21 protein-coding genes and 1 tRNA gene are annotated in these 21,711 nt (G+C 67.9%); 6 read left to right on the top strand and 16 right to left on the bottom strand.

What is annotated here, in order from left to right:
- Positions 1-67: 67 nt before the first annotated feature.
- Complete coding sequence (cysD, locus tag VGD93_RS03740) at positions 68-985, bottom strand: sulfate adenylyltransferase subunit CysD (protein WP_395009322.1); 918 nt, start codon at positions 983-985, stop codon at positions 68-70.
- A 619-nt stretch (positions 986-1,604) separates the two neighbouring features.
- Here cysD and VGD93_RS03735 point away from each other — a divergent pair.
- Genes VGD93_RS03735 through VGD93_RS03725 form a run of 3 tightly spaced genes read left to right on the top strand, consistent with a single transcriptional unit; the run spans position 1,605 to position 4,852 of the window.
- Positions 1,605-2,654, top strand: a complete 1,050-nt coding sequence (locus tag VGD93_RS03735) for a cysteine synthase A (RefSeq protein ID WP_395009320.1) — start codon at positions 1,605-1,607, stop codon at positions 2,652-2,654.
- Between the two features lie 4 nt (positions 2,655-2,658).
- A complete protein-coding gene (gene cls, locus VGD93_RS03730) occupies positions 2,659-4,107 on the top strand; it encodes a cardiolipin synthase (RefSeq protein WP_395009318.1) in 1,449 nt (482 codons plus the stop codon).
- A 31-nt stretch (positions 4,108-4,138) separates the two neighbouring features.
- Complete coding sequence (locus VGD93_RS03725) at positions 4,139-4,852, top strand: alanyl-tRNA editing protein (RefSeq protein WP_395009316.1); 714 nt, start codon at positions 4,139-4,141, stop codon at positions 4,850-4,852.
- 6 nt (positions 4,853-4,858) lie between these two features.
- On the opposite strand, the gene VGD93_RS03720 is transcribed toward VGD93_RS03725, so the two are convergent.
- The 9 genes from VGD93_RS03720 to VGD93_RS03680 all read right to left on the bottom strand — a co-directional run bounded on the left by VGD93_RS03720 (position 4,859) and on the right by VGD93_RS03680 (position 13,589).
- On the bottom strand, positions 4,859-5,929 hold the full coding sequence (locus VGD93_RS03720) for an amino acid ABC transporter substrate-binding protein (RefSeq protein WP_395009314.1): 1,071 nt from the start codon (positions 5,927-5,929) through the stop codon (positions 4,859-4,861).
- A 75-nt stretch (positions 5,930-6,004) separates the two neighbouring features.
- Positions 6,005-6,574, bottom strand: a complete 570-nt coding sequence (locus VGD93_RS03715; RefSeq protein ID WP_395009312.1) for a hypothetical protein — start codon at positions 6,572-6,574, stop codon at positions 6,005-6,007.
- Positions 6,571-7,173, bottom strand: coding sequence for an SCO family protein (locus VGD93_RS03710; protein ID WP_395009310.1), 603 nt, complete (start codon positions 7,171-7,173; stop codon positions 6,571-6,573). The genes VGD93_RS03715 and VGD93_RS03710 overlap by 4 nt, the downstream gene beginning before the upstream one ends.
- Before the next feature lies 1 nt (position 7,174).
- Complete coding sequence (locus VGD93_RS03705) at positions 7,175-8,677, bottom strand: cbb3-type cytochrome c oxidase subunit I (protein WP_395009308.1); 1,503 nt, start codon at positions 8,675-8,677, stop codon at positions 7,175-7,177.
- 5 nt (positions 8,678-8,682) lie between these two features.
- On the bottom strand, positions 8,683-9,156 hold the full coding sequence (locus VGD93_RS03700; RefSeq protein WP_395009306.1) for a hypothetical protein: 474 nt from the start codon (positions 9,154-9,156) through the stop codon (positions 8,683-8,685).
- Positions 9,157-9,339: 183 nt separating this feature from the next.
- A complete protein-coding gene (locus VGD93_RS03695; protein WP_395009304.1) occupies positions 9,340-10,140 on the bottom strand; it encodes an amino acid ABC transporter ATP-binding protein in 801 nt (266 codons plus the stop codon).
- Positions 10,137-11,267, bottom strand: a complete 1,131-nt coding sequence (locus tag VGD93_RS03690) for an amino acid ABC transporter permease (protein WP_395009302.1) — start codon at positions 11,265-11,267, stop codon at positions 10,137-10,139. The genes VGD93_RS03695 and VGD93_RS03690 overlap by 4 nt, the downstream gene beginning before the upstream one ends.
- Before the next feature lie 8 nt (positions 11,268-11,275).
- Entirely contained in the window at positions 11,276-12,466 is a 1,191-nt protein-coding gene (locus VGD93_RS03685) for an amino acid ABC transporter permease (RefSeq protein ID WP_395009300.1), read from the bottom strand.
- A 106-nt stretch (positions 12,467-12,572) separates the two neighbouring features.
- A complete protein-coding gene (locus tag VGD93_RS03680; RefSeq protein ID WP_395009298.1) occupies positions 12,573-13,589 on the bottom strand; it encodes an amino acid ABC transporter substrate-binding protein in 1,017 nt (338 codons plus the stop codon).
- A gap of 217 nt (positions 13,590-13,806) precedes the next feature.
- On the opposite strand from VGD93_RS03680, the gene metC reads away from it, so the two are divergent.
- Positions 13,807-15,027: a cystathionine beta-lyase gene (gene metC / locus VGD93_RS03675; RefSeq protein WP_395009296.1), complete on the top strand. Its 1,221-nt coding sequence runs from the start codon at positions 13,807-13,809 to the stop codon at positions 15,025-15,027.
- Here metC and VGD93_RS03670 read toward each other — a convergent pair.
- Complete coding sequence (locus VGD93_RS03670) at positions 14,999-15,736, bottom strand: phosphatase PAP2 family protein (protein ID WP_395009294.1); 738 nt, start codon at positions 15,734-15,736, stop codon at positions 14,999-15,001. The two genes, metC and VGD93_RS03670, sit on opposite strands and share 29 nt — an antisense overlap.
- Positions 15,737-15,835: 99 nt before the next feature.
- Here VGD93_RS03670 and VGD93_RS03665 point away from each other — a divergent pair.
- Both VGD93_RS03665 and VGD93_RS03660 read left to right on the top strand, forming a co-directional pair.
- A tRNA-Pro gene (locus VGD93_RS03665) sits at positions 15,836-15,912 on the top strand.
- A 24-nt stretch (positions 15,913-15,936) separates the two neighbouring features.
- Complete coding sequence (locus VGD93_RS03660) at positions 15,937-16,242, top strand: ETC complex I subunit (protein WP_395009292.1); 306 nt, start codon at positions 15,937-15,939, stop codon at positions 16,240-16,242.
- 101 nt (positions 16,243-16,343) lie between these two features.
- Here VGD93_RS03660 and VGD93_RS03655 read toward each other — a convergent pair whose 3' ends face one another.
- The 5 genes from VGD93_RS03655 to VGD93_RS03635 form a co-directional block, all read right to left on the bottom strand.
- The gene (locus VGD93_RS03655; protein WP_395009290.1) at positions 16,344-17,492 is read right to left on the bottom strand and encodes a Gfo/Idh/MocA family protein; all 1,149 of its coding nucleotides are present in this window, start codon (positions 17,490-17,492) and stop codon (positions 16,344-16,346) included.
- A gap of 10 nt (positions 17,493-17,502) precedes the next feature.
- Positions 17,503-18,558 carry a sugar phosphate isomerase/epimerase family protein gene (locus VGD93_RS03650; RefSeq protein ID WP_395009288.1) on the bottom strand — a complete coding sequence of 352 codons (1,056 nt, stop codon included), beginning with the start codon at positions 18,556-18,558 and terminating at the stop codon, positions 17,503-17,505.
- Between the two features lie 158 nt (positions 18,559-18,716).
- Positions 18,717-19,856, bottom strand: coding sequence for a Gfo/Idh/MocA family protein (locus tag VGD93_RS03645; protein WP_395009286.1), 1,140 nt, complete (start codon positions 19,854-19,856; stop codon positions 18,717-18,719).
- A 1-nt stretch (position 19,857) separates the two neighbouring features.
- Complete coding sequence (locus VGD93_RS03640; protein ID WP_395009284.1) at positions 19,858-20,601, bottom strand: sugar phosphate isomerase/epimerase family protein; 744 nt, start codon at positions 20,599-20,601, stop codon at positions 19,858-19,860.
- A gap of 93 nt (positions 20,602-20,694) precedes the next feature.
- On the bottom strand, positions 20,695-21,711 hold a 1,017-nt coding region (locus tag VGD93_RS03635; RefSeq protein ID WP_395009282.1), incomplete at its 5' end, for an ABC transporter ATP-binding protein.

Below are 21,711 nucleotides of genomic sequence, written 5' to 3'. Positions count from 1 at the left end.
CGACCAGCGGGCGGCACCTCCCCCCTTGTGGGGGAGGATGGGAGGGGGGCGAACCGAAGCGTGTCCATCAGAAGTACCCCTCCTGCTTCTTCTTCTCCATCGAGCCGGCCTGGTCGGAATCGATCAGCCGCCCCTCGCGCTCGGACGTGCGGCTCGCCTGCATCTCCATGATGATCGCCGGCAGGTCGGCGGCGGGCGAGCGGATCGCCCCGGTCAGCGGATAGCAGCCGAGCGTGCGGAAGCGCACGGTTTCCTCGCGCGCCGTTTCGCCGGGGGCGAAGCGGAAGCGGTCGTCGTCGACCATGATGAGGGTGCCCTGCCGCTCCACCACCGGGCGCGGCCGGGCGAAATAGAGCGGCACGATCTCGATGCCCTCGGTGTAGATGTAGGTCCAGATGTCGAGTTCGGTCCAGTTGGAGAGCGGGAACACCCGCATGCTCTCGCCCGGCCCCAGCCGCGTATTGAACACGCGCCACAATTCGGGCCGCTGGTTGCGCGGGTCCCAGGCGTGCCGGGCGTTGCGATGCGAGAACATGCGCTCCTTGGCGCGTGCCTTCTCCTCGTCGCGGCGCGCGCCGCCAATGGCGGCATCGTAGCCGCCGGCGTCCAGCGCCTGGCGCAGCGCCTGCGTCTTCATGATGTCGGTGTAGCGCGCCGAGCCGTGGTCGAACGGGTTGATGTTGCGCGCGACGCCGTCGGCGTTGGTGTGCACGATCAGCTCGAACCCGTGCTCGGCCGCCATCCGGTCGCGGAACGCGATCATCTCGCGGAACTTCCAGGTGGTGTCGACATGCAGCAGCGGGAACGGGATGCGCGACGGGTAGAACGCCTTGCGCGCCAGGTGCAGCAGCACGCTCGAGTCCTTGCCGATCGAGTACAGCATGACCGGGCGCTCGAAGCTGGCCGCCACCTCGCGGAAGATGCCGATGCTCTCGGCTTCGAGGGCCTCGAGGTGGGAAAGCGTACGTGGCGCGGCAGCCGTCATCCCGATCCGTGTCCCGGTGGCACTGGCCGTCAGATACTGCCTTTGCCCCTCGCCCGGCAAGCCTCGCGCCGGCGCCGAAAGGCCGGCGATCGCCTCACCTTGCGCGCCGGCCGGCAAGCGGGAACGGCCGTTGTTGCCCGGCTGCCGAACGCCGGAACAACCGCGCCGCAGCGTCGGCCGCAAGGAAAATCTATTTCACGCGAGGATGACGGCCGGTGGAGGTGGCAAGAAGGTGCACGACACCGGGTTGGCGGCCCCACCCACGGAGCCGTCATCCTCGGAGGCGCGTAGCGCAGTCCGAGGACCCAGGCGGAACAATGGGAGGGGCACGACTGTGCCACAAGCCTGGGGCTGCCTTGGATCCTCGCGACAAGCACGAGGATGACGGCCAGTGGGGGTGGGGCGCACCGGGCAAGGCTCTCTTCGCCGGGCAGGGCGCCACTGCCGGGTCCTCCCGCAACGCGCGTGCGGGTATGGCCTTCGCCCGATGCCGGCACGGCCAGCGTCGCCGTGTTGCGGGGGCCGGCTGCAGAGGAATGGCTTGCCAATTGCGCCGCCGTCACTTGGCAGCCTCGGGCGCGACCCTTAGTTTGGGGCAAAATCCAACACTACGGTTCCCATGACCAACCACCGCGACGTCGTCTCCGCCATCGGCAACACCCCCCTCATCCGCCTCAACCAGGTTTCCGAACTGACCGGGTGCGAAATCTGGGGCAAGGCCGAATTCCTCAACCCGGGACAGTCGGTGAAGGACCGTGCGGCGCTCTACATCGTGCGCGACGCCGAACGAAGGGGCGCGCTCCGCCCCGGCGGCACCATCGTCGAGGGGACCGCCGGCAACACCGGCATCGGGCTGGCCATGGTCGCCAACGCGCTCGGCTACAAGACGGTCATCGTCATCCCCGACACGCAGAGCGAGGAGAAGAAGGACGCGCTGCGCCTGCTTGGCGCCGAGTTGATCGAGGTACCGGCCAAGCCCTACCGCAACCCCAACAACTACGTGAAGCTGTCGGGGCGGCTGGCCGAGAAGCTGGCGCGGGAACGTCCCGGCGGCGCCGTGTGGGCCAACCAGTTCGACAACGTCGCCAACCGCCAGGCCCATGTCGAGACCACCGGCCCCGAGATATTCGAGCAGACCGGCGGCAGGATCGACGGCTTCATCTGTGCCGTGGGCTCCGGGGGAACGCTCGGCGGCATCGCCATGGCGCTCAAGCAGCGCGACCCCGGCATCCGCATCGGCCTCGCCGATCCCGAGGGGGCGGCGCTCTACAGCTACTACACCAGCGGCGAGCTGAAGGCCGTGGGCAGTTCGATCACCGAAGGCATCGGCCAGGGCCGCATCACCGCCAACATCGCCGAGCTCGAGGTGGATCACGCCTACCAGATCCCGGACGGCGAGGCCCTGCCCTACGTCTTCGACCTGCTGGAGCACGAAGGCCTCTGCCTGGGCGGCTCCAGTGCCATCAACATCGCCGGCGCGGTGCGGCTGGCCCGTGAACTCGGGCCGGGCAAGACCATCGTCACCATCCTGTGCGACTACGGCAACCGCTACCAGTCCAAGCTGTTCAATCCCGCCTTCCTGCGCGGCAAGGGGCTGCCGGTGCCGCCCTGGCTGGAGGCGCGGGCCGGCGTCGACTGGCGCTCCGTGCTCGAGCCGGAACCCGTGTGACGCCATGCTCGGCGGCGATGGCTGGCTTGCACAACTCATCCCCGATCGCCTGATCTTCACCGTCGTCTTCTGGCTCAACTACGCCGTGGCGATCGTCTTCGCCGTCAGCGAGGTGCTGCGCTCGCGGACGTCGCAGGGCTCCATCGGCTGGCTGCTGTCGCTGCTGCTGCTGCCATTCCCGACCACCCTGCTCTACCTGATCTTCGGACTGAAGCTGTTCGACGACTACGCCGCGCTGCAGACGCATACCGGGCGCGAACTGCGCCGCGTGCGGGCCGGCCGCGAAATCCTCGACCTGCCGACCAGCGCCGAGTGGCCAGTGCTGTCGAACGTCTCGCAGCTGCCGTTCCTCGGCGGCAACGACGCCGAGCTGCTGATCGACGGCAAGGCGACCTTCGCCTCCATCTTCGACGGCATCTCCCGCGCCCGCTCCTCGGTGCTGGCGCAGTTCTACATCATCCGCGACGACGCGCTCGGACAGGAATTCGCCGACCGGCTGATCGAGCGCGCCCGGGCCGGGGTGGCCGTGTACCTGCTCTACGACGACGTCGGCTGCTTCTGGCTGCCGCGGCGCTACAAGCGCCGCCTGCGCGAGGCCGGCGTCAAGGTCGCGGGCTTCAACCAGCGCCATCGCATCCTGCGCCTGCTCGGCCCGACCCGCATCAACTACCGCAATCACCGCAAGATGCTGGTGATCGACGGCAGGGAAGCCTGGACCGGGGGCCTCAACGTGGGCGACGAATATATGGGGCTGAGCCCGGTATTCGGCCCCTGGCGCGACACGCATGTGCGCGTGGCCGGCCCCGCGGCGGTCGCCGCGGCGCTCACCTTCCGGGAGGATTGGCAGTGGGCGACCGGCGAGGAACTCCGGCCCGACCTGCCCTCCCCCATCGCTACGCCCGGCGAGCAGCCGGTGCTGGTGATGCCGACCGGCCCGGCGGACATGCTCGAGGACTGCGCCATCGCGTTCAGCGAGGTCATCGCCAGGGCCGAGCGCCGGCTGTGGATCGTCAGCCCCTATTTCGTCCCGGACGTCGACATGCAGACATCGCTCTACGCGGCCGCGATGCGCGGCGTCGACGTGCGCGTGCTGGTGCCGAAAAAGCCCGACCACCGGCTGGTGTGGCTCGCCAGCATCGCCCACGCCCACCGCATGATCAGCCACGGCGTCAAGGTCTACCGCTACACCACCGGCTTCCTGCACGAGAAGGTCATCCTGGTGGACGACAGGATCGCCGGCGTCGGCACCGTCAATTTCGACAACCGCTCGTTCCGCATCAATTTCGAGATCACGCTGTGGTTCACCCACCCCGACATGATCCGCGACGTGAACCGCATGCTGGAGGAGGATTTCTCCAATGCCGTGCTGTTGACGACACAGGATCGCGACCGGGAAACGCCGGCCATGCGCTTCCTGTCGGAGGCGGCGCGCTTGCTTTCTCCGGTCCTGTGAGGAACATTCCCGCGTTCTCCGGAGACCTGCCATGACCGAATTCCTGTTCCGCGCCGACAGCTATCTCGCCACCGCACCGGCACGGGTGGAAGAGGTGCTGGCCGATGGCGGCATCGTTCTCGATCGCACGGTGTTCTACGCCGCCTCGGGCGGGCAGCCCGGCGACACCGGCACGCTCGCCACCTCTGACGGCAGGCAGGTGCCGATCGCGGCGACCGTCCACCCTGAGGGCGACAAGGCGCGGATCGTGCACGTGCCCGTGGCAGGCGGCCCGGCGCTGGCGCCGGGCGACGAGGTGACGGCGGCAATCGACTGGGAGCGCCGCTACCGGCTGATGCGCATGCACACGGCGCTGCATCTGCTGTCGGTGGTCTTCCCCTTCCCGGTCACCGGCGGCCAGGTCGGCGAGGACAAGGGCCGGCTCGATTTCGACATGCCGGAAGTCCCGGCCGACCTGCCGGCGCTCGAAGCCCGCCTCAACGAGCTGGTCACGGGTAACCACGACGTTACCAGTGAATGGATCACCGACGCCGAGATGGCGGCCAATGCCAATCTCATCAAGACGATGAAGGTCAAGCCGCCCATGGGCCATGGCCGCGTCCGGCTGGTGCGCATCGGCGATGTCGACCTGCAGCCCTGCGGCGGCACGCACGTGCGCAATACCGGCGAGATCGGGCCGCTGCGGCTGGGCAAGATCGAGAAGAAGGGCGCCATCAACCGGCGCGTGGCGCTGCACTTCGCCTGACGGCGGCTACTCGATCGGCGGCGCGTAGAGCAGCCCGCCATTGCTCCAGAGCGCGTTCTGCCCGCGCACCACGGCGGCACCCGTCTCCGGCCCGAAGTGGCGCTCGAAGATCTCGCCGTAATTGCCGACCGCGGCAATGACTCTGGAGATGAAATCCGGCTTGAGCCCGATGCCGGGGCCAAAGCTGCCCTCGAGCCCGACCAGGCGGCGGATCGAGTGCGTCTTGGCCTTGGACAGCGACTGGATGTTGAGCGACGACACCCCCACTTCCTCGGCGTCGATCAGCGCGAACAGCGTCCACGCCACGATGTCGAACCATTGCGGGTCACCGGCCCGCACCACGGGACCATAGGCCCCCTTGGAAATGCGTTCGGGCAGGATGCGGTGCGTCGCCGGTTCCGGCAGGCTGCGGCGGATGGCGTTGAGCCAGCTCGCAGGCGCCGATACCGCGTCGCACAGTCCGCTGCGATAGGCGACCGTCAGGTCCTCGCGGTCCTCGTAGAGGACTTCGCTGTAGCCCGACTGCGTGGTGAAGAAGAACTCCCGGAGATTGGCCAGTTCTTCGCCGCCGTCGACGACGCAGACGGACACGTTCTCGAGCTCGTAGGCCGAAACCACGCCCAGGCTCTGCGGCACCATGATGGCCTGCCCGTCATAGAACGAAGTGGCGACGTAGCTGGCCCCGTAGCCGGTGTCGCGCCGCATCGTCCAGGGGGCATTGCGGGCGATGAGATCGATGGCGCCCGTCTGCAGCTGCGCGAAGCGGCTGTCTCCGGAGAGCGGCACGAACTCCATCTTGCTTGGGTCATCGAACACCGCGACTGCCACGGCGCGGCAGAAATCCACGTCAAAGCCAGACCAGCGCCCCTCCGGGCCGGTCTGCGCAAAGCCGGGCAGCGGATCGGAGGTGGCGCAGATGAGGTGGCCGCGCTCGCGGATGGCTGCCAGCGTCGGCCCGGCCGGAGCGATCGGCTCCTGCGCCACGGCAGCGCCGGCGACGGCGTACAGAATCAGGGCGGCGACCGCCCGCAAGGCGGACGCGACCCCGCGCCGTGCTGGGAATATGCTGCTGGCCAATGCTTGCTCCGTGCTCGCCGGGCGCACTATCCGCACCGCGCCGGGTCGGGTCAAGCACGGCCGCCGCTCGTGCGCTCAGCCGCTACCGGTCGGCATCCCCGCGGCGGGCCGCGGCGCCTCGCCCACCAGCAGCGGCACCGTCCACAGCACCGCCAGCGCCACCGCCACCGCAAGAAAGCCGATGCCGAGGCGGAACTGGTCCTCCGCGAGGTAGGCGTTGCAGATCCGCACCGGCGCGTGCGTATAGAGAAAGGCGAGAATGCCCAGCATCGACAGGGCCTGCGCCTTGAGGAAGCCGCGCAGCAGCGGATGGGCGCGGCGCCACCCGGCGGCAAGCGGCAGCCCGGCCAGCAGCGGCAGCGTCGCGAACTTGGCCGCATCGACCAGCGGCCCGGACACCGCCGCATCGATCGAGCGCGGCAGCATCCAGAACGTCGCCGTGAATACTGCCGCCAACAGCGCCGCCACGCCGCCCCGGTTCCACTCCCCCGAACCGATGGCCGGCGAAGCCAGCAGCGCCCCGGCCAGCGCCAGACCGGGCATCTGCACCAGCATGTGCGTCACCGGATGGGCCTCGAGCGGGCCGCGCAGGGCCACGCCGGCGCCGATGAGCACCGCCGCCGCGAGGATGCGCCAGGCGGTCACGGCAGGAGCCGCCGGGTCGCGGCAACGGCGCCGGCGACGTCTTCGACATCGAGGATGGTGTGCAGCCGGCCGTCCGGGCCGACGACGAGGATGGCGGCGTTGTGCTCGTAGCCCCCGAAGCCGTCCGGGATCACCGTGACGCCGAACGTGTCGAGCAGTTCCGGCAGGTCCTCCGGGTCCGGGCGGGCTATGGTCCAGATGCTTCCGTCCGCCCCGTGCCGTTCGCCGTAGCTCGCCAGTTGCGGGACGTCGTCGACCTCCGGGTCGAAGCTGACCGAGAGCAGGCGCACCTGCGTCGCCAGCCCCGCCGTCGCGAACCGGTCGCGCAGCACCGCCATGGCAGTGCCCGCCGACTGGCAGATCGTCGGGCAGCTCGTGTAGATGAACTCGATGAGGCTCGCCCGGCCGTCGCCGGCGGGCAACACCTCCTGCCCGCCGTCCATCGTCTGTAGGCGACGGGGCGGCACCACCGGCGCATCGCGGACCACCGCAAGCCGGCGCGCCCCCTCCGTGGTCAGGGCCGCCAGCCCGTCGGTGGCGACCCACAGGGCCGCGACCCCGGCTACCGCCACCGCGAGCGAGGCGGCCCAGGCGCGCATGCTAGCCCCGCCCGGCCTCGTGCGGCGCCCGCCCGCGCACGAGCCCGGCGGCGAACATCGACACGAACACCGTCGCCGCCGCGATCACCAGCACGGCGAAGCCGGCGGCGATTGCCGCCTGCAGCATCCACTCCGGCGCGTGGGCCGCCCAGCGCCGCGGCACCGACAGCGCTCCCGAAACGAGGAAGGCCAGGGTGAAGCCGGCGCCGCCGAGCAGGTAGGTGGCAAAGCTCATGCGTTCGAAGCCGGCGAAACCGTGGCCCCGCTCGCCCCGCACCAGCCACGCCATGAAGCCGAAGACCATCGCCACCTCGCCCAGCAGCAGATAGGTGTGGAAGTGCCCCGGCACCCACTGCGTGTTGTGCATCACCTTGTTGACGACGATCATGCCGTCGAGCACCGCGGGCACCGAGCCGATGGTCCATCCGGCGACGCCCAGCACCAGCAGCGCCGAGGCGAGATCCCAGCGCATGATCTTGGACTGGCGCAGATAGACCATGAGCGAGAAGGCGGTGACCGCGATCAGCGGCACGCTGGACAGGTACGAGACCACCTGCCCCGTCACCAGGAGCCACGGCGGCATGACCGTGTCCTGCAGCAGGTGGTGGGGATAGACCGACAACACGAACAGCAGCACCGCCGTCCACGCCACCGCGAAGGCGCGCGTCGTCTTCCACGGCTTGCCCAGGTATTCCGGCATGATCTCGTAGACGGCGATCACCGCCATGTAGATCGTGGCGTTGATGAACACGTGGCCGAAGAAATAGGTGAGGTTCTTGGCCAGCAGCGCGTCGATGGCGAAGCCGGGAACCAGCAGGTTGACGAGGTTGGCAACCACCGCCACCGCCCCGACGATGATGCCCAGCGCGTTGAAGATGGTCGACGCCATCGCCGCCAGCACGCCCGGGGGCGGCGCGTCCTCGACCCTGCCGCCGCCGAACGCCACCGGCCAGCCGAGGGCGCCGCCGACGCCGCCATAGGCGGCCATCAGCTTGCGCCCGACTTCCAGGTGCAGCAGCAGGAAGCCGATCCCGATCGCCAGGTAGCCGAGCAGGAACACCGCCGCCGCTTCCGGTCCCCACATCCCCCCCGAAATTGCCGGCAGCGGATAGAGGAAGGTCCAGGCCCCGGCATAGCCGCCGATGAAGATGGCCCCCAGGATCAGGGCGACCCCGAACAGGAACAGCCCGAGGAAGGCCCAGAACACCCAGGCCAGCAGCACCACGTGCCGCCCCATGAAATACCACAGTATCGCCGCGCCGGTGAGCGCGGCGGTGCCCACCATGCCGGCGCCGTGCGCCGTCAGCAGCTGGTAGAACAGGATCGGGTCGATCTCGATGAGCCCGCCCTGGGTCATGCGCATCAACAGCCCGAAGGTCATCATCAGCAGGAACACGACGCCCGCGAGCAGCATGGTCAGCTTGACGGCGCCGGCCTGCGGCTGCGGGGTGCCCGCCTCTGTCCCCGCGTCGGGGATCGGATCGGTTGCAGCAATCTCGGCCATTTTCGCTACTCCTCCCTGGCCACTGCCGTGAACTCGGTGAGCATGTCGTGGTGCCCCACCCCGCAATATTCGAGGCAGACCACGCGATAGGTGCCGGGTTCGGTGAAGACGTATTCGACCTTGTTGACGTAGCCGGGCATGGCCTGCGTCTGGAACAGCATGTGCCCGGCGGCGTCCGCCACCCCGAGGCCGTGGGTGACGTCGATGGTGTGGGCGTTGAACACCACCGGCGTGCCGAGCGGCACCGTGTCGGTGTCGATCTCCCAGTACCACTGCGCGCCGGAGACGTTGACGGTCGTGCTGGCCTGCGCCGCCGACACGGCGTGCGGCCAGGTCCACAGCGAGGCAACCGAGACGACGATGCCGACCACGAGCATGCCGACCAGCAATTGCGTCCGCAGCCTTTCACCGTGGGGAACCGGCTCTCCCCGGCCGGCCGCGCGGACGCTGGAGATGAAGGCGATGGCGATGAGGGCCATCAGTAATAGACTAAGTGTAAGTACTGTTATCTGCATCATGAGCAATACTCCCGATGAGAACTGCAATGATGCACCCGGCCCGAATCCGCGAGCCGCGACGGATTGCCCCGAGCCCCCCGCTGCGGCCGCGACATATGCGCGCGGCGTAGCGGCGCCGGAATGCCGGCCGGGCCGGCCCCCGCGTCAGTGCAGGATCTGGCTGAGGAACAGCCTGGTGCGCTCGTGCCGGGGGTTGGAGAAGAATGCTTCGGGCTCGTTCTGCTCGATGATCTGCCCCTGGTCCATGAAGATCACGCGGTCGGCGACCTGCCGGGCAAAGCCCATTTCGTGGGTAACGCAGAGCATGGTCATGCCGCTCTCGGCCAGCGAGATCATGACCTCGAGCACCTCCTTAACCATCTCGGGATCGAGCGCCGAGGTCGGCTCGTCGAACAGCATGATCCTGGGGTTCATGCACAGCGAGCGGGCGATCGCCACGCGCTGCTGCTGGCCGCCCGACAACTGGCCCGGATATTTGTGCGCCTGCTCCGGGATCTTGACCCGCTCCAGGTACATCATCGCCGTTTGCTCGGCCTGCGTCTTGGGAATGCCGCGCACCCAGATGGGCGCCAGGGTGAGGTTCTGCAGGATGGTCAGGTGCGGGAACAAGTTGAAGTGCTGGAACACCATGCCGACCTCGCGGCGCACCTCGTCGATGCGCTTGAGGTCCGAGGTCAGTTCCACCCCGTTGACCATGATCTTGCCCTGCTGGTGCTCTTCCAGCCGGTTGATGCAGCGGATCAGCGTGGACTTGCCGGACCCGGAGGGGCCGGCGATGACGATGCGCTCGCCCGTCATCACCCTGAGGTTGATGTCGCGCAGGACGTGGAAATCGCCGAACCATTTGTGCATGCCGACGATATCGATGGCCACGTCCGTCGGCGACACCTGCATCTGCGGACGGCCGGAAACGCCGGCGGCGTCCGTCTCGGGGACGTGGGTCATGGCTTCCTCCTGTGGTCGGTGTCCAATCGTCGCTCCATGTGGAGGGAGTAGCGGGACATGCCGAAGCAGAACACCCAGTACACCGCGGCGGCGAACAGGTAGCCGGTCACCGCCTGGGTCGGCGAGGACCAGTTGATGTCGGAGGTCGCCGCCTGGATGGTGTTGAGCAGGTCGAAGATGCCGACGATGGACACCAGCGAGGTGTCCTTGAACAGGGCGATGAAGCTGTTCACGATGCCCGGAATGACGTGCTTGATCGCCTGCGGCAGGACGATGAAGGCCATGCGCTGCCAGTAATTGAGCCCGAGCGACGCGCCCGCCTCGTATTGCCCCCGCCCGATGGCCTGCAGCCCGCCGCGCACGACTTCGGCGAGATAGGCCGCCTCGAACAGGGTCACGCCCACGAGCGCCCGCAGCAGCTTGTCCACCGTAGTTCCCTGCGGCATGAACAGCGGCAGCATGATCGAAGCCATGAACAGTACGGTGATCAGCGGCACGGCCCGCCACGACTCGATATAGATCACCGACAGCGTCTTGATCACCGGCATCTTCGACTGCCGCCCCAGCGCCAGCAGGATGCCGAGCGGCACCGAGCAGATGATGCCGACCAGGGAGATGATCAGCGTCACCAGCAGGCCGCCCCATTGCTCGGTCGGCACGGGCCTGAGGCCGAACGACCCGCCCGCCAGCAGGATATAGCTCACTACCGGGAAGACGACGAAGAACAGCACCGCGTTGAGCCGCTTGAACGGCGCCTTCGGCCACAGCAGCGGGATCAGCAGCGCCGCCGTCAGCAGGAACACCGCGTTCGGTCGCCAGTATTCCTCGGCCGGGTAGAAGCCGTAGACGAAGAAGCTCATGCGGGCGTCGATATAGGCCCAGCACGCACCCGCGTTGAGCACGCGGCATTGCTCGACGGTGCCGCCCGGCGGTACCGCGTCGCCGAGAACGAAGCCATAGACATGCGGCAGGGCCCAGGCGAGGAACGCGACGCCGAGCAGCGTCAGCAGCGTATCGGTCGGTGTCGCGAACAGGTTCTTGCGCAGCCACGCGCCCGGGCCGCTGCTGCGGCGCGGCGGCGGCAGGGCCTCGACCATCTCGGTGCGAACGTAGGGGGTTTCGCGCATGCCGCCCCCTACCGTTCGACCAGCGCCACGCGGGCGTTGTACCAGTTCATGATTGCCGAGGTGAGCAGCGAGAAGATGCCGTAGACCGCCATGGTCATGGCGATGACCTCGATGGCACGCCCGGTCTGGTTGAGCGTCGTGCCGGCGAAGACGTTGACCAGTTCGGGGTAGCCGATGGCGGCGCCGAGCGAGGAGTTCTTGGTCAGGTTCAGGTACTGGCTGGTGAGCGGCGGCACGATGACCCGCATCGCCTGCGGGATGACGACCAGCCGCAGCCGGTCGCCGTCCCTGAGCCCGAGCGACTGGGCCGCCTCGGTCTGGCCGTGGCTGACCGCAAGGATGCCGGCGCGCACCGTCTCGGCGATGAACGCGGCGGTGTAGATGATGAGCCCGAAGGCGAGCGCCACGAATTCCGGCGGCAGTTCGAGCCCGCCGCTGAAGTTGAAGCGGTTGAGCACGGGCGGATCGAAGGCGATGCCGGCGCCGCTGCCGACCCACGCCAGCGCCACGATCACAACGATCAGGGCAAGAGCGATGGGCAGCACCGGAAAGCGCTGGCCGGTTGCCTCCTGCCGCCGCCTGGCCCAGCGGCCAAGAAGCAAGGCGAGGCCGAGGCCGAGGGCAAGGCCGATGACGACCAGGTAGAACCGCTCGTCGAGCAGCGGCTTCGGCACGTAGAGCCCACGCTGGTTGATGAAGATGTCGAAGGGCAACGCCAGCGACTGCCGCACCGCCGGCATCGCCTTGAGCACGGCAAAATACCAGAAGAACAGCTGCAGCAGCAGCGGGATGTTGCGGATGGTCTCGATGTAGACGGTGGCCAGCCGGGCGATGATCCAGTTCGAGGACAGCCTTGCCACCCCGATGGTGAAGCCGAGCAGCGTCGCGAACACGATGCCGATTGCCGCGACCAGCACGGTGTTGGTCAACCCGACGAGGAAGGCCTCCCAGTAGAAGGAGTTGCGGTCGAACGGGAAGAGCGAGAAGCTGATGGCGAAGCCGGACGTCTTCCACAGGAAGTCGAAGCCGGTGGTCTTGTTCTGCGCTGCAAGGTTGATCGCCGCGTTCTGCGCGATCCACAGGAAGAACAGGATCACCAGCAGTCCGACGACGAACTGGTAGATGATGCCGCGGACGACCGGATCGTTGAGGAACGAGGTCCGGGGGGGTGCCTGGGGCGTGCTCTCGGTTACTGCCATGGCCTGCTCATCCCGCATGCTGAAGCGCCATCGCGGCGGCCCGCAAGGCGGGCGCCGGCACCGGGGGGACAACTGGCGCCGCTCGCCCGCGGCGCCGGCTGCCGCCTTAGCGGATCGGCATCGGGTACTGCAGGCCGCCGTCCTTCCACAGGGCGTTCAACCCGCGTTCGAGGCCGATCGGCGTACTGGGCCCGAGGTGGCGATCGAAGGATTCGCCGTAGTTTCCGACGTGCTTGATGATCTGGTAGGCCCAGTCCTTGGTCAGCCCGAGGGCCGTGCCGAAATCGCCCTCGACGCCGAGCAGGCGCTTGACCGCCGGATTGTCGGAGCCGAGCATTTCGTCGACATTCGCCTGGGTGACGCCCAGTTCCTCGGCCTCGAGCAGCGCGAAATAGGTCCAGCGGGCGATCTTGAACCACACTTCGTCGCCCTGGCGCACCACCGGGCCCAGCGGCTCCTTGGAGATGATCTCGGGCAGGATGATGTGGTCATCCGGAATGGCGAACTTGGTGCGCTCCGAGGCCAGCGCCGAAGAGTCGGTGGTGTAGACGTCGCAGCGGCCGTCCTGGTAGGCCTTCACCACCTCGTCCTGGTCGACGAAGACGACGGTGTTGAACTCCATGTTGTTGGACGCGAAATAGTCGGCCGCATTGAGCTCGGTGGTGGTGCCGGACTCGATGCAGACGGCTGCACCCGAAAGGTCCTTGGCCGAGGTGATGCCGTCGGCCTTGCGCACCAGGAAGCCCTGGCCGTCATAGTACATGGTGCCGACGAAGCTGATGCCGAGTTGCGTGTCGCGGCTCATGGTCCAGGTGGTCGTCCGCGACAGCACGTCGATCTCGCCCGCGGACAGGGCGGTGAAGCGCTCCTGCGCCGTCAGCGGCGTGTAGCGGACATTGTCCGGGGCGTTGAAGATCGCCGCCGACATGGCGCGGCAGAAATCGACCTCGAGGCCGCTCCAGTTGTTGTTCGCGTCCGGCGCCGAGAACCCGGCCACGCCCCCGGTAACGCCACACTGGATATAGCCCTTGGCCTTGACGTCGGCCAGCGTGTCGGCGCTGGCAGAAGTAGCAGCTATCCCCACCACGGCCGCGATCGCGAGCGTGAGTACCCTGTTCGACATTGTAATGCCTTTTGTTTCCTGGCCCTGCATTTCCCGGAAGGGGTGCGCACCTCCCGGGGTCTCCTCCTCGCACCGCCGCCTTGGACGACGAAAGCGATACTGCTATGCATCGAAGCTGCAATCGGAGAAACCGTCAAGCTCCGGCGGAAATGCCGCAGCGACGCCGGCGACCCCGTCTGGTTGGCTGCGCGCGGCATCATTCGGCAGGATCGGGTACATGGACGACGACCAGCGGCAGGGCGGCCCGAAGCCGCCGGTGGAAACCATTCTGACCCATGGCGGGCGCATGGCCGAGGATTGCTTCGGCTTCGTCAATGCCCCGGTCTTCCGCGGCTCGACCATATTGTTCAAGACCCTCGACGAACTCGAGGATTACGGCGCCCCCTACCGCTACGGGCGTAACGACAACCCCACCGGCCGCGCGCTCGCGTCCATTGTCACCGAGCTGGAGGGCGCCAGCGGCACCGTCCTCGCCCCGTCTGGCCTGTCGGCGATCTCGACCGCCCTGCTCGCCGTGCTCGCGGCCGGCGACGAGGTCCTGGTCACCGACAGCGTCTACGAGCCGACCCGCCTGTTCTGCAGCGAGACGCTGGCGCGTTTCGGCGTGACCAGGCGCTACTACGATCCCCGCATCGGCGCCGGCATTGCCGGGCTCCTCACGGAGAAGACCCGCGCCGTCTTCGTCGAGAGCCCCGGCTCGCTGACCTTCGAGGTCCAGGACCTGCCCGCCATCGCCGCCGCCGCGAAGGCGCGCGGCGTCGCCGTGGTGGTCGACAATTCGTGGGCGACGCCGCTGTTCTACCGGCCGCTGGCGCTGGGGGCGGACATCGTCGTGCATTCCGGCACCAAGATGTTCGTGGGCCATTCGGACGCGATGTTCGGCACCATCTCCGCCAACGAGGCCTATTGGCCGCGCCTCGCGCGCACGCACCGGCGGCTGGGGGTCGCCGTGTCGCCTGACGACAGCTTCCTCGCGGCCCGCGGCCTCAGAACCCTCGCCGTCCGCATGAAGGAACACGAGGCGCGCGCCCGGGCCCTTGCCGGCTGGCTGGAGGGGCAGCCGGCGGTGCGGCGGGTGTTCCACCCGGCCCTGCCCGGCCATCCCGACCACGCCATATGGAAGCGGGATTTCACCGGCTCCGGAAGCGTCTTCGCCGTGCTGCTCGAACCGGCCCCGCGCGTTGCCGTCGCGGCCATGGTCGACGACTTCCGCCTGTTCGGCATGGGCTATTCTTGGGGGGGCTTCGAGAGCCTGTGCCTGCCCGTGCACCCCGAGAAGATCCGCACCGCCGTGCCGTGGACGGAGGCGGGCAATCTGCTGCGCATCCATGTCGGTTTCGAGGACCTCGGCGATCTCGAGGCCGACCTCGCGGCGGGGCTCGAGCGCTACCGCGCCGCCAATCCGTGGTTCAGCCCCGGCGCTGAAGCAACCGCCTGACGGCAGACAGCGGGCGTGGCACGACGCGCCCGTCTGCCTCGCGGCGGAACACCCAGCCGCGCGCCGCGAACACGTTACGGACCGCGTAGGCCCCGAGCGTGCCGACCAGCGCGCCGGCGATGACGTCGGTCGGATAGTGCGCGCCGACGACGACGCGGGACAATGCCACCGCCACGGCGAAGGCGAGCATCCAGGGCAGCGAGCGCGGGGCAAGGAAGCTGACCGCGAAGCACACGGCAAAGGCGGTCGTAGCGTGCCCCGAGGGGAAGCTCTGGTGGGTCCAGTCGTTGATGAAGCTGTCGAAGCTGAGCGGCCCGACGTCGCCATACAGTTCGGGCCGGCCGCGGCCGATGGCGCGCTTGACGAGGTTGGTCAGCAGGCCCGGCAGCCCGACGGCGACGAAGAAATAGACCCACAGCCCGGTCATCTGCCGGAGCGCCCGGCGCGGCGTCGGTTTGTTGGCGACGAGCCCCAGCAGCCCGGATACGACGCCGAGGACCAGCGCCGGGATCAGGTACCAGTCCGACAGGCCGAGATCGGTGATGCGTGCGAAAACGTCGCGGACCGGTGCCGGCGCCGCCTGCGCCCACAGCGACAGCGGCGCGTCGACCCACGACACCGCGGCGAGCAGCACCACGAAACCCAGGGCGAAGACCGCCCAGCCGCTGCGGGTAAGGTCGAACGGCCAGCGCTTGGTAGGGTCGAGCATGGCTTTTCGTCGACGGTTTTGCGGCCCCCGTCAAGCCGCCCAGCTCCTGCCCGCCCTTGCCCTTTGGGCGCAGAGTAGGTAACGGATTGGCACCACGTTCGGGGTATAGCTCAGCCTGGTAGAGCACCGGTTTTGGGAACCGGGGGTCGAGTGTTCGAATCACTCTACCCCGACCACGCGACCACAAGGGTTGAAGGAAGATGACTGCACGTATCTATCGGCCGTCGCCCAACGCAATGCAATCGGGCAAGGCGAAGTTCAGGCACTGGGTGCTGGAGCACGAGCAGGCCGCCCCGCGCGAGATCGAGCCTTTGATGGGCTACACGGCGAGCAGCGACACGCGGGCCCAGGTGCGCCTCACCTTCGACACGCTCGAGGAAGCCGAGGCCTACGCGCAGCGTCAGGGCCTGCCCTACATCGTGCAGCCGGCGCATGAGCGGGTGGCGAAGCGTTCGGTTTACCCCGACAATTTCCGCCACGACCGCAAGATTCCCTGGACGCACTGACGTTTCGGCGCCAACGCCATGAGAAACGGGGGCATTGAGCCCCCGTTTCGTCTTTATGGCGTTCAGGCGCCGGTCATCGGCGTCGGGCGCATGCGCAAAAGTCAATTTACGTCGGAGAGCCGGGTCCAGCGTCCGTCGTTGCGGCTGGATTCGACCGCCGCCATGATGAATTCCATGCCTTCGACGCCGTCGGCGAGGCTGGGCAGCAGCCCGGCCACGGCCCTGCCCTCGCCCCGGATCACTTGCGCAAACTGGCTGTAGAGCGTTGCGAATGCTTCGAGATATCCTTCGGGATGGCCGCTGGGGATGCGCACGTGCATGGCCGGCGCCGGGCCGCCCGAGATGGCGCCGCCCCGCGTGAGCAACTGCTTGGGCTTTCCGAACTCGGTGAACCACATGTAATTGGGGTTGTCCTGCCGCCACTCGAGACCGGCCTTCTCCCCATAAACCCTCAGCTGCAAGCCGTTCTCGCACCCTACCGCGACCTGGCTGGCCCACAGCATGCCGCGCGCACCGCCCTGAAATCGCAGCATAATATGGACGTTGTCGTCGAGCTTGCGGCCCTTGACGAAGCTGGCCAGGTCGGCGCTGACGGCTTCGGTCGTGAGCCCGGTGACGAAGCGGGCCAGGTTGTAGGCGTGCGTGCCGATGTCGCCGATGGCGCCCCCGGCGCCGGAGCGCTCGGGGTCGGTCCGCCAGTCGGCCTGCTTGTTGTGGACGACATTGGTGAGCCAGTCCTGCGGATATTCCACCTGCACCACGCGGATCTTGCCCAGCACACCCGAGCGCACCAGTTCGCGCGCCTGCCGGACCAGCGGGTAGCCGGTGTAGTTGTGCGTGAGCAGGAACTTCGCCCCGCGCTTCGGCTTGACCGCCGCCAGCGCCCGCGCATCGGCGAGCGTCGAGGTCAGGGGCTTGTCGCAGATGACGTGGATGCCGGCCTCGAGGAAGGCCCGGGCCGGGCCGTAATGCATGTGGTTCGGCGTCACGATCGCGACCGCCTGGATGCCGTCCTTGCGTTGCGATTCCCTCGCCGCCATCTCCTCGTAGCTGGTGTAGATGCGATCCTCCGCCAGCCCCAGATTGCGGCCCGACTCGCGGGCGACCGCGGGCCTCGACGACAAGGCCCCGGCCACCAGTTCGTAGTCGCCGTCGAGCCGCGCAGCGATGCGGTGGACGTAGCCGATGAAGGCGCCGGTGCCGCCTCCAACCATCCCCAGGCGAATGCGCGGAGCGCCGTTCTCAGCCATTTCTTCCCCCTCAGTTCAGCCCCAGCATCCTGCGGTTGGCGGCCACGTCGGTGCCCGCCGCGGCAAAATCGTCGAAGGCCTTCTCGGTTACCCGGATGATGTGGTGGGCAATGAACTCGGCGCCCTCGCGCGCGCCGTCTTCCGGGTGCTTGAGCGCGCATTCCCATTCGAGCACTGCCCATCCCTTGAAGTCGTACTGGGCCAGCTTGCTGAAGATGGCGGCGAAATCGACCTGGCCGTCACCCAGCGAGCGGAAGCGTCCGGCCCGGTTTACCCAGCTCTGGAAGCCGCCATAAACACCCTGCCGGCCGGTCGGATTGAACTCGGCGTCCTTGACGTGGAACATGCGGATGCGCTCGTGGTAGATATCGATGTAGTCGAGGTAATCGAGGCACTGCAGCACGAAGTGGCTCGGATCGTAGAGCAGGTTGGCGCGCGGGTGGTTCCCGACGCGCGCGAGGAACATCTCGTAACTCACCCCGTCGTGCAGGTCCTCGCCCGGATGGATTTCGTAGCACAAATCCACCCCGTTGGCGTCGAACGTATCGAGGATCGGCCTCCAGCGCCGCGCCAGTTCGGCGAACGCTTCCTCGACGAGACCGGCCGGCCGTTGCGGCCATGGGTAGACATACGGCCAGGCCAGCGCACCCGAGAAGGTCGCGTGTTCGGTAAGGCCAAGGTTACGCGACGCCTTGGCCGCCCATCTGAGCTGCTGCACCGCCCATTCGGTGCGGGCTTTCGGCTTGCCACGCACGGAGGGCGGCGCGAAGCCGTCGAAGGCGGCATCATAGGCCGGATGCACGGCGACCAGCTGGCCCTGCAGATGCGTCGACAGTTCCGTGATCGCGACCCCATGCCGCGCCGCGATGCCCGCCAACTCGTCGGCATAGGTCTTTGACGTCGCTGCCTTTTCGAGATCGATGAAGCCGGGCACCCAGGTCGGCACCTGCACGCCCTTGTAGCCGAGCCCGGCCGCCCAGCGGCAGATATTGTCGAGCGTATCGAACGGCGGCTCCTCGCCGGCGAACTGCGCCAGAAAGATCGCTGGCCCCTTGATGGTGCGCATCCAATGCCTCCCGATGACCCCGGCGGTGTGCGTCCGCCTGTTGTGGATGGGGCTCGGCCGCGCGACACGGCCCGACCCGCAACTCTTGACCAAGGTTCGTCACCGCCCGGCGTCGCTGTCAAGGCGAGCGGGCCCGGTCGGCCGTGCCCCGGTCGTAGCTAGCGCAGCAGCGCCCGCGCATCGTCGGGGCTGAGGGCCGCGGGACGCTCGCAACTCGTCGTCAGCGTCAGCACCTGCCTGCTCTCGCCCGCCTTGAGCAATGACGTCATGACATCGACGGCGTGCAGCGCGACATCGAGGCCGCAACGCGCCGGGCGGCCCAGCGCGACCGCCTGCATCATGTCCGCAAGCCCGGCCGCGCGGTAATTGGCCCGCCGGTTGCCGGCATTGTCGGTCTCGTTGATCGTGCCGAAGGGGTGATCCCACGGCTCCAGCCTCGCCTTGCTGCCCTCCTTGTCGGCCAGCACGATATCGCCGCCGAAGAAGTTGGGGTCGGGCACGTAGACGGTGCCTTCGCTGCCGTACAGCTCGATGTTGTGGTGGCCGTGACTGTAGACGTCCCAACTGGCGCCAATGGTCACGATGGCGCCGGCGTGGAACTCGAGCACGCCGTGGATCGTCGTGGGCGTGCCAACCTTGATAATGGTGCCCTTGTAGGGGCCCTCGGCCGTCACCTCCCGGGTCGACCGGGCCGTGCCGGTGAAGGCGGTGACGCGCTTCACCGGCCCGATGAGCTGGATGAGGTCGGTGATGTAGTACGGCCCGATGTCGAGCACCGGGCCGGCCCCCACCTGGAAGAAGAAGTCCGGGTTCGGATGCCAGTGCTCCATGCCGCGGCTCATCACGTGCGTCGTGCCGGAGTTGATGCGGCCCAGCTTGCCGCTGTCGATGAGCGCGCGGACCTGCTGGTGCGCGCCGCCGAGGAACGTGTCGGGGGCGCTGCCGACCTGCAGGTTGCGCTCGGCCGCGGCGGCACGCACCGACTTGCCCTCCTCGAGGGTCAGCACGAACGGCTTTTCCGAATAGGCGTGCTTTCCCGCCGACAGCGTGTCCATGGTCACCCGGTAGTGGGTCGCGGGAATGGTCAGGTTGACGACGACGTCGATCTCGCTGTTCTTGAGCAGCTCCTCCGGGGTCTGGGCGCGGACGTTGAACTCCTCGGCCCGCCTTCGCGCGGCCTCGGGCAGGATGTCCGCCACCGCCCGCACCTCGAGCCCCCTGAACAGCGGGGCGAGGCGCAGATAGGCGGCGGAGATGTTGCCGGCACCCATGATGCCGACGCCGTAGGTCGTTGCCATTCTATGCTCCGAAAGTCCTGAGAGCCGCGATCGAGCGCGAGGCGAAGCGGCGCACGTCGGCGGGATTGTCGTGCTCGACCATGAAGTATTTGGCGGCGGTGACCTTCCTTGCGGTCGCCAGCAGCTGCTCCCACGGCAATACGCCGTGGCCGATATCCGCCCAGCCGTCCTCGTCCGCGTTCTGGCCCGCGGGCGCGATGTCCTTGACGTGTGTCGCGACGATGCGGTGGCCGAATTTCTTGAGCCACGGCTCCGGATCGGCGCCGCCGCGGGCGATCCACGCCACGTCGACCTCGGCGGCGACATCCGGCGCCGCCGCCAGCAGCAGGTCCAGGCCGTAGCCGTCCGCGAAGCGGGCGAACTCGAAATCGTGGTTGTGGTAGGCGAAGGTGAGCCCCGCGTCCAGGTAGGGTCGCGCCAGAACCTGCAGGCGCTCGCCCAGGCGCTGCCAACCCGCGGCATCCGTGGGCCGATGGCCCGGCGCCAGCCAGGGGCAGATCACCACCTTCATGCCAAGGGTCTCGGCCAGTCGGATGACCTCGGCCGGCTTTTCGAGCTGCTCGAGCCCGACATGGCCGCTCGGCATGCTCAGCCCATTGGCGTCAAGCTTCTCGCGCAGCCCGTCGGGATCGCCATAGACGCCTTTGAACCCCTCCACCTGCGTGTAGCCGAGGGCGGCGAGCATGGCGAGCACGTCGTCGAGCGGAAAATTGCGGGCGCTGTAAAGCTGGAAACCGATATTCATGTCATCCTCCTGATTTCTTGGCGCCGGCGGTCGCATGCCATCCCCTGCCGGCGGCAGCCCCCGCGCCGCCGGCAGGGTGGCCATGCGATCCGGTCAGACGCGGTTGCCGCTCTGCGCGTCGAACACCGAGCCGCGGGCGGGGTCGAAGCCGATCGTCACTGTCTGGCCCGGGGCCAGGCGAAGGTCCGAGGCGGCCCGGAAGGTGAGCGGCTGGCCGCCCAGCCTTGTCCAGGCGATCGTGTCCGCCCCCATCGGCTCGACGAACTCGATCTCGCTCTCGAGCGTGAACGGCAGCTTCGCCGCGTCGTTTCCCACCGCAATGTGTTCCGGACGCACTCCCAGCACCCCCTCGATCGCGCCGTCGGACGCAGCCTCGAAGCGGTAGCCGGCGAGCGGGATGGTGGCCCCGTCGATGGCGAAGCCTTCGCCGCTGAGCCGCCCGCGCAGGAAATTCATCGACGGCGAGCCGATGAAGCCGGCCACGAACAGGTTCACCGGCCGGTTGTAGATGGCGTGCGGCTCGTCGAACTGCTGGATCACGCCGTTCTTCATGATGGCGATGCGGTCGGCGAGCGTCATCGCCTCCACCTGGTCGTGGGTCACGTAGATCATGGTGTTCTTGAGCCGCTGGTGCAGCCGCTTGATCTCGATCCTCAAATCGGCGCGCAGCTTGGCGTCGAGGTTGGACAGCGGCTCGTCGAACAGGAACACGTCGACGTCGCGCACCAGGGCACGGCCGATGGCGACGCGCTGGCGCTGGCCGCCGGACAGGTTTGCCGGCTTGCGCTGCAGCAGCGGCTCGATCTGCAGGATTTCCGCGGCCCGCTTCACCCGGCGGGCAATCTCGTCCTTCTTCATGCGCGCCACCCGCAATCCGAAGGAGAGGTTCCGCTCCACCGTCATCTGCGGGTAGAGCGCGTAGGACTGGAACACCATGCCGATGCCGCGGTCCTTCGGCTCCTCCCAGGTGACGTTTTTTCCCTTGATGAAGATTTTGCCGCCGGAAATATCGAGCAGGCCGGCAATGCAATTGAGCAGCGTGGACTTGCCGCAGCCGGAGGGACCGAGCAGCACGACGAACTCGCCCTCGCGAATGTCGAGGTTGAGCTC

It is taken from the genome of Devosia sp. (genome assembly GCF_036406155.1).
Lineage (GTDB): Bacteria > Pseudomonadota > Alphaproteobacteria > Rhizobiales > Devosiaceae > Devosia_A.
This window is presented reverse-complemented; position numbering and strand designations above follow the sequence as displayed.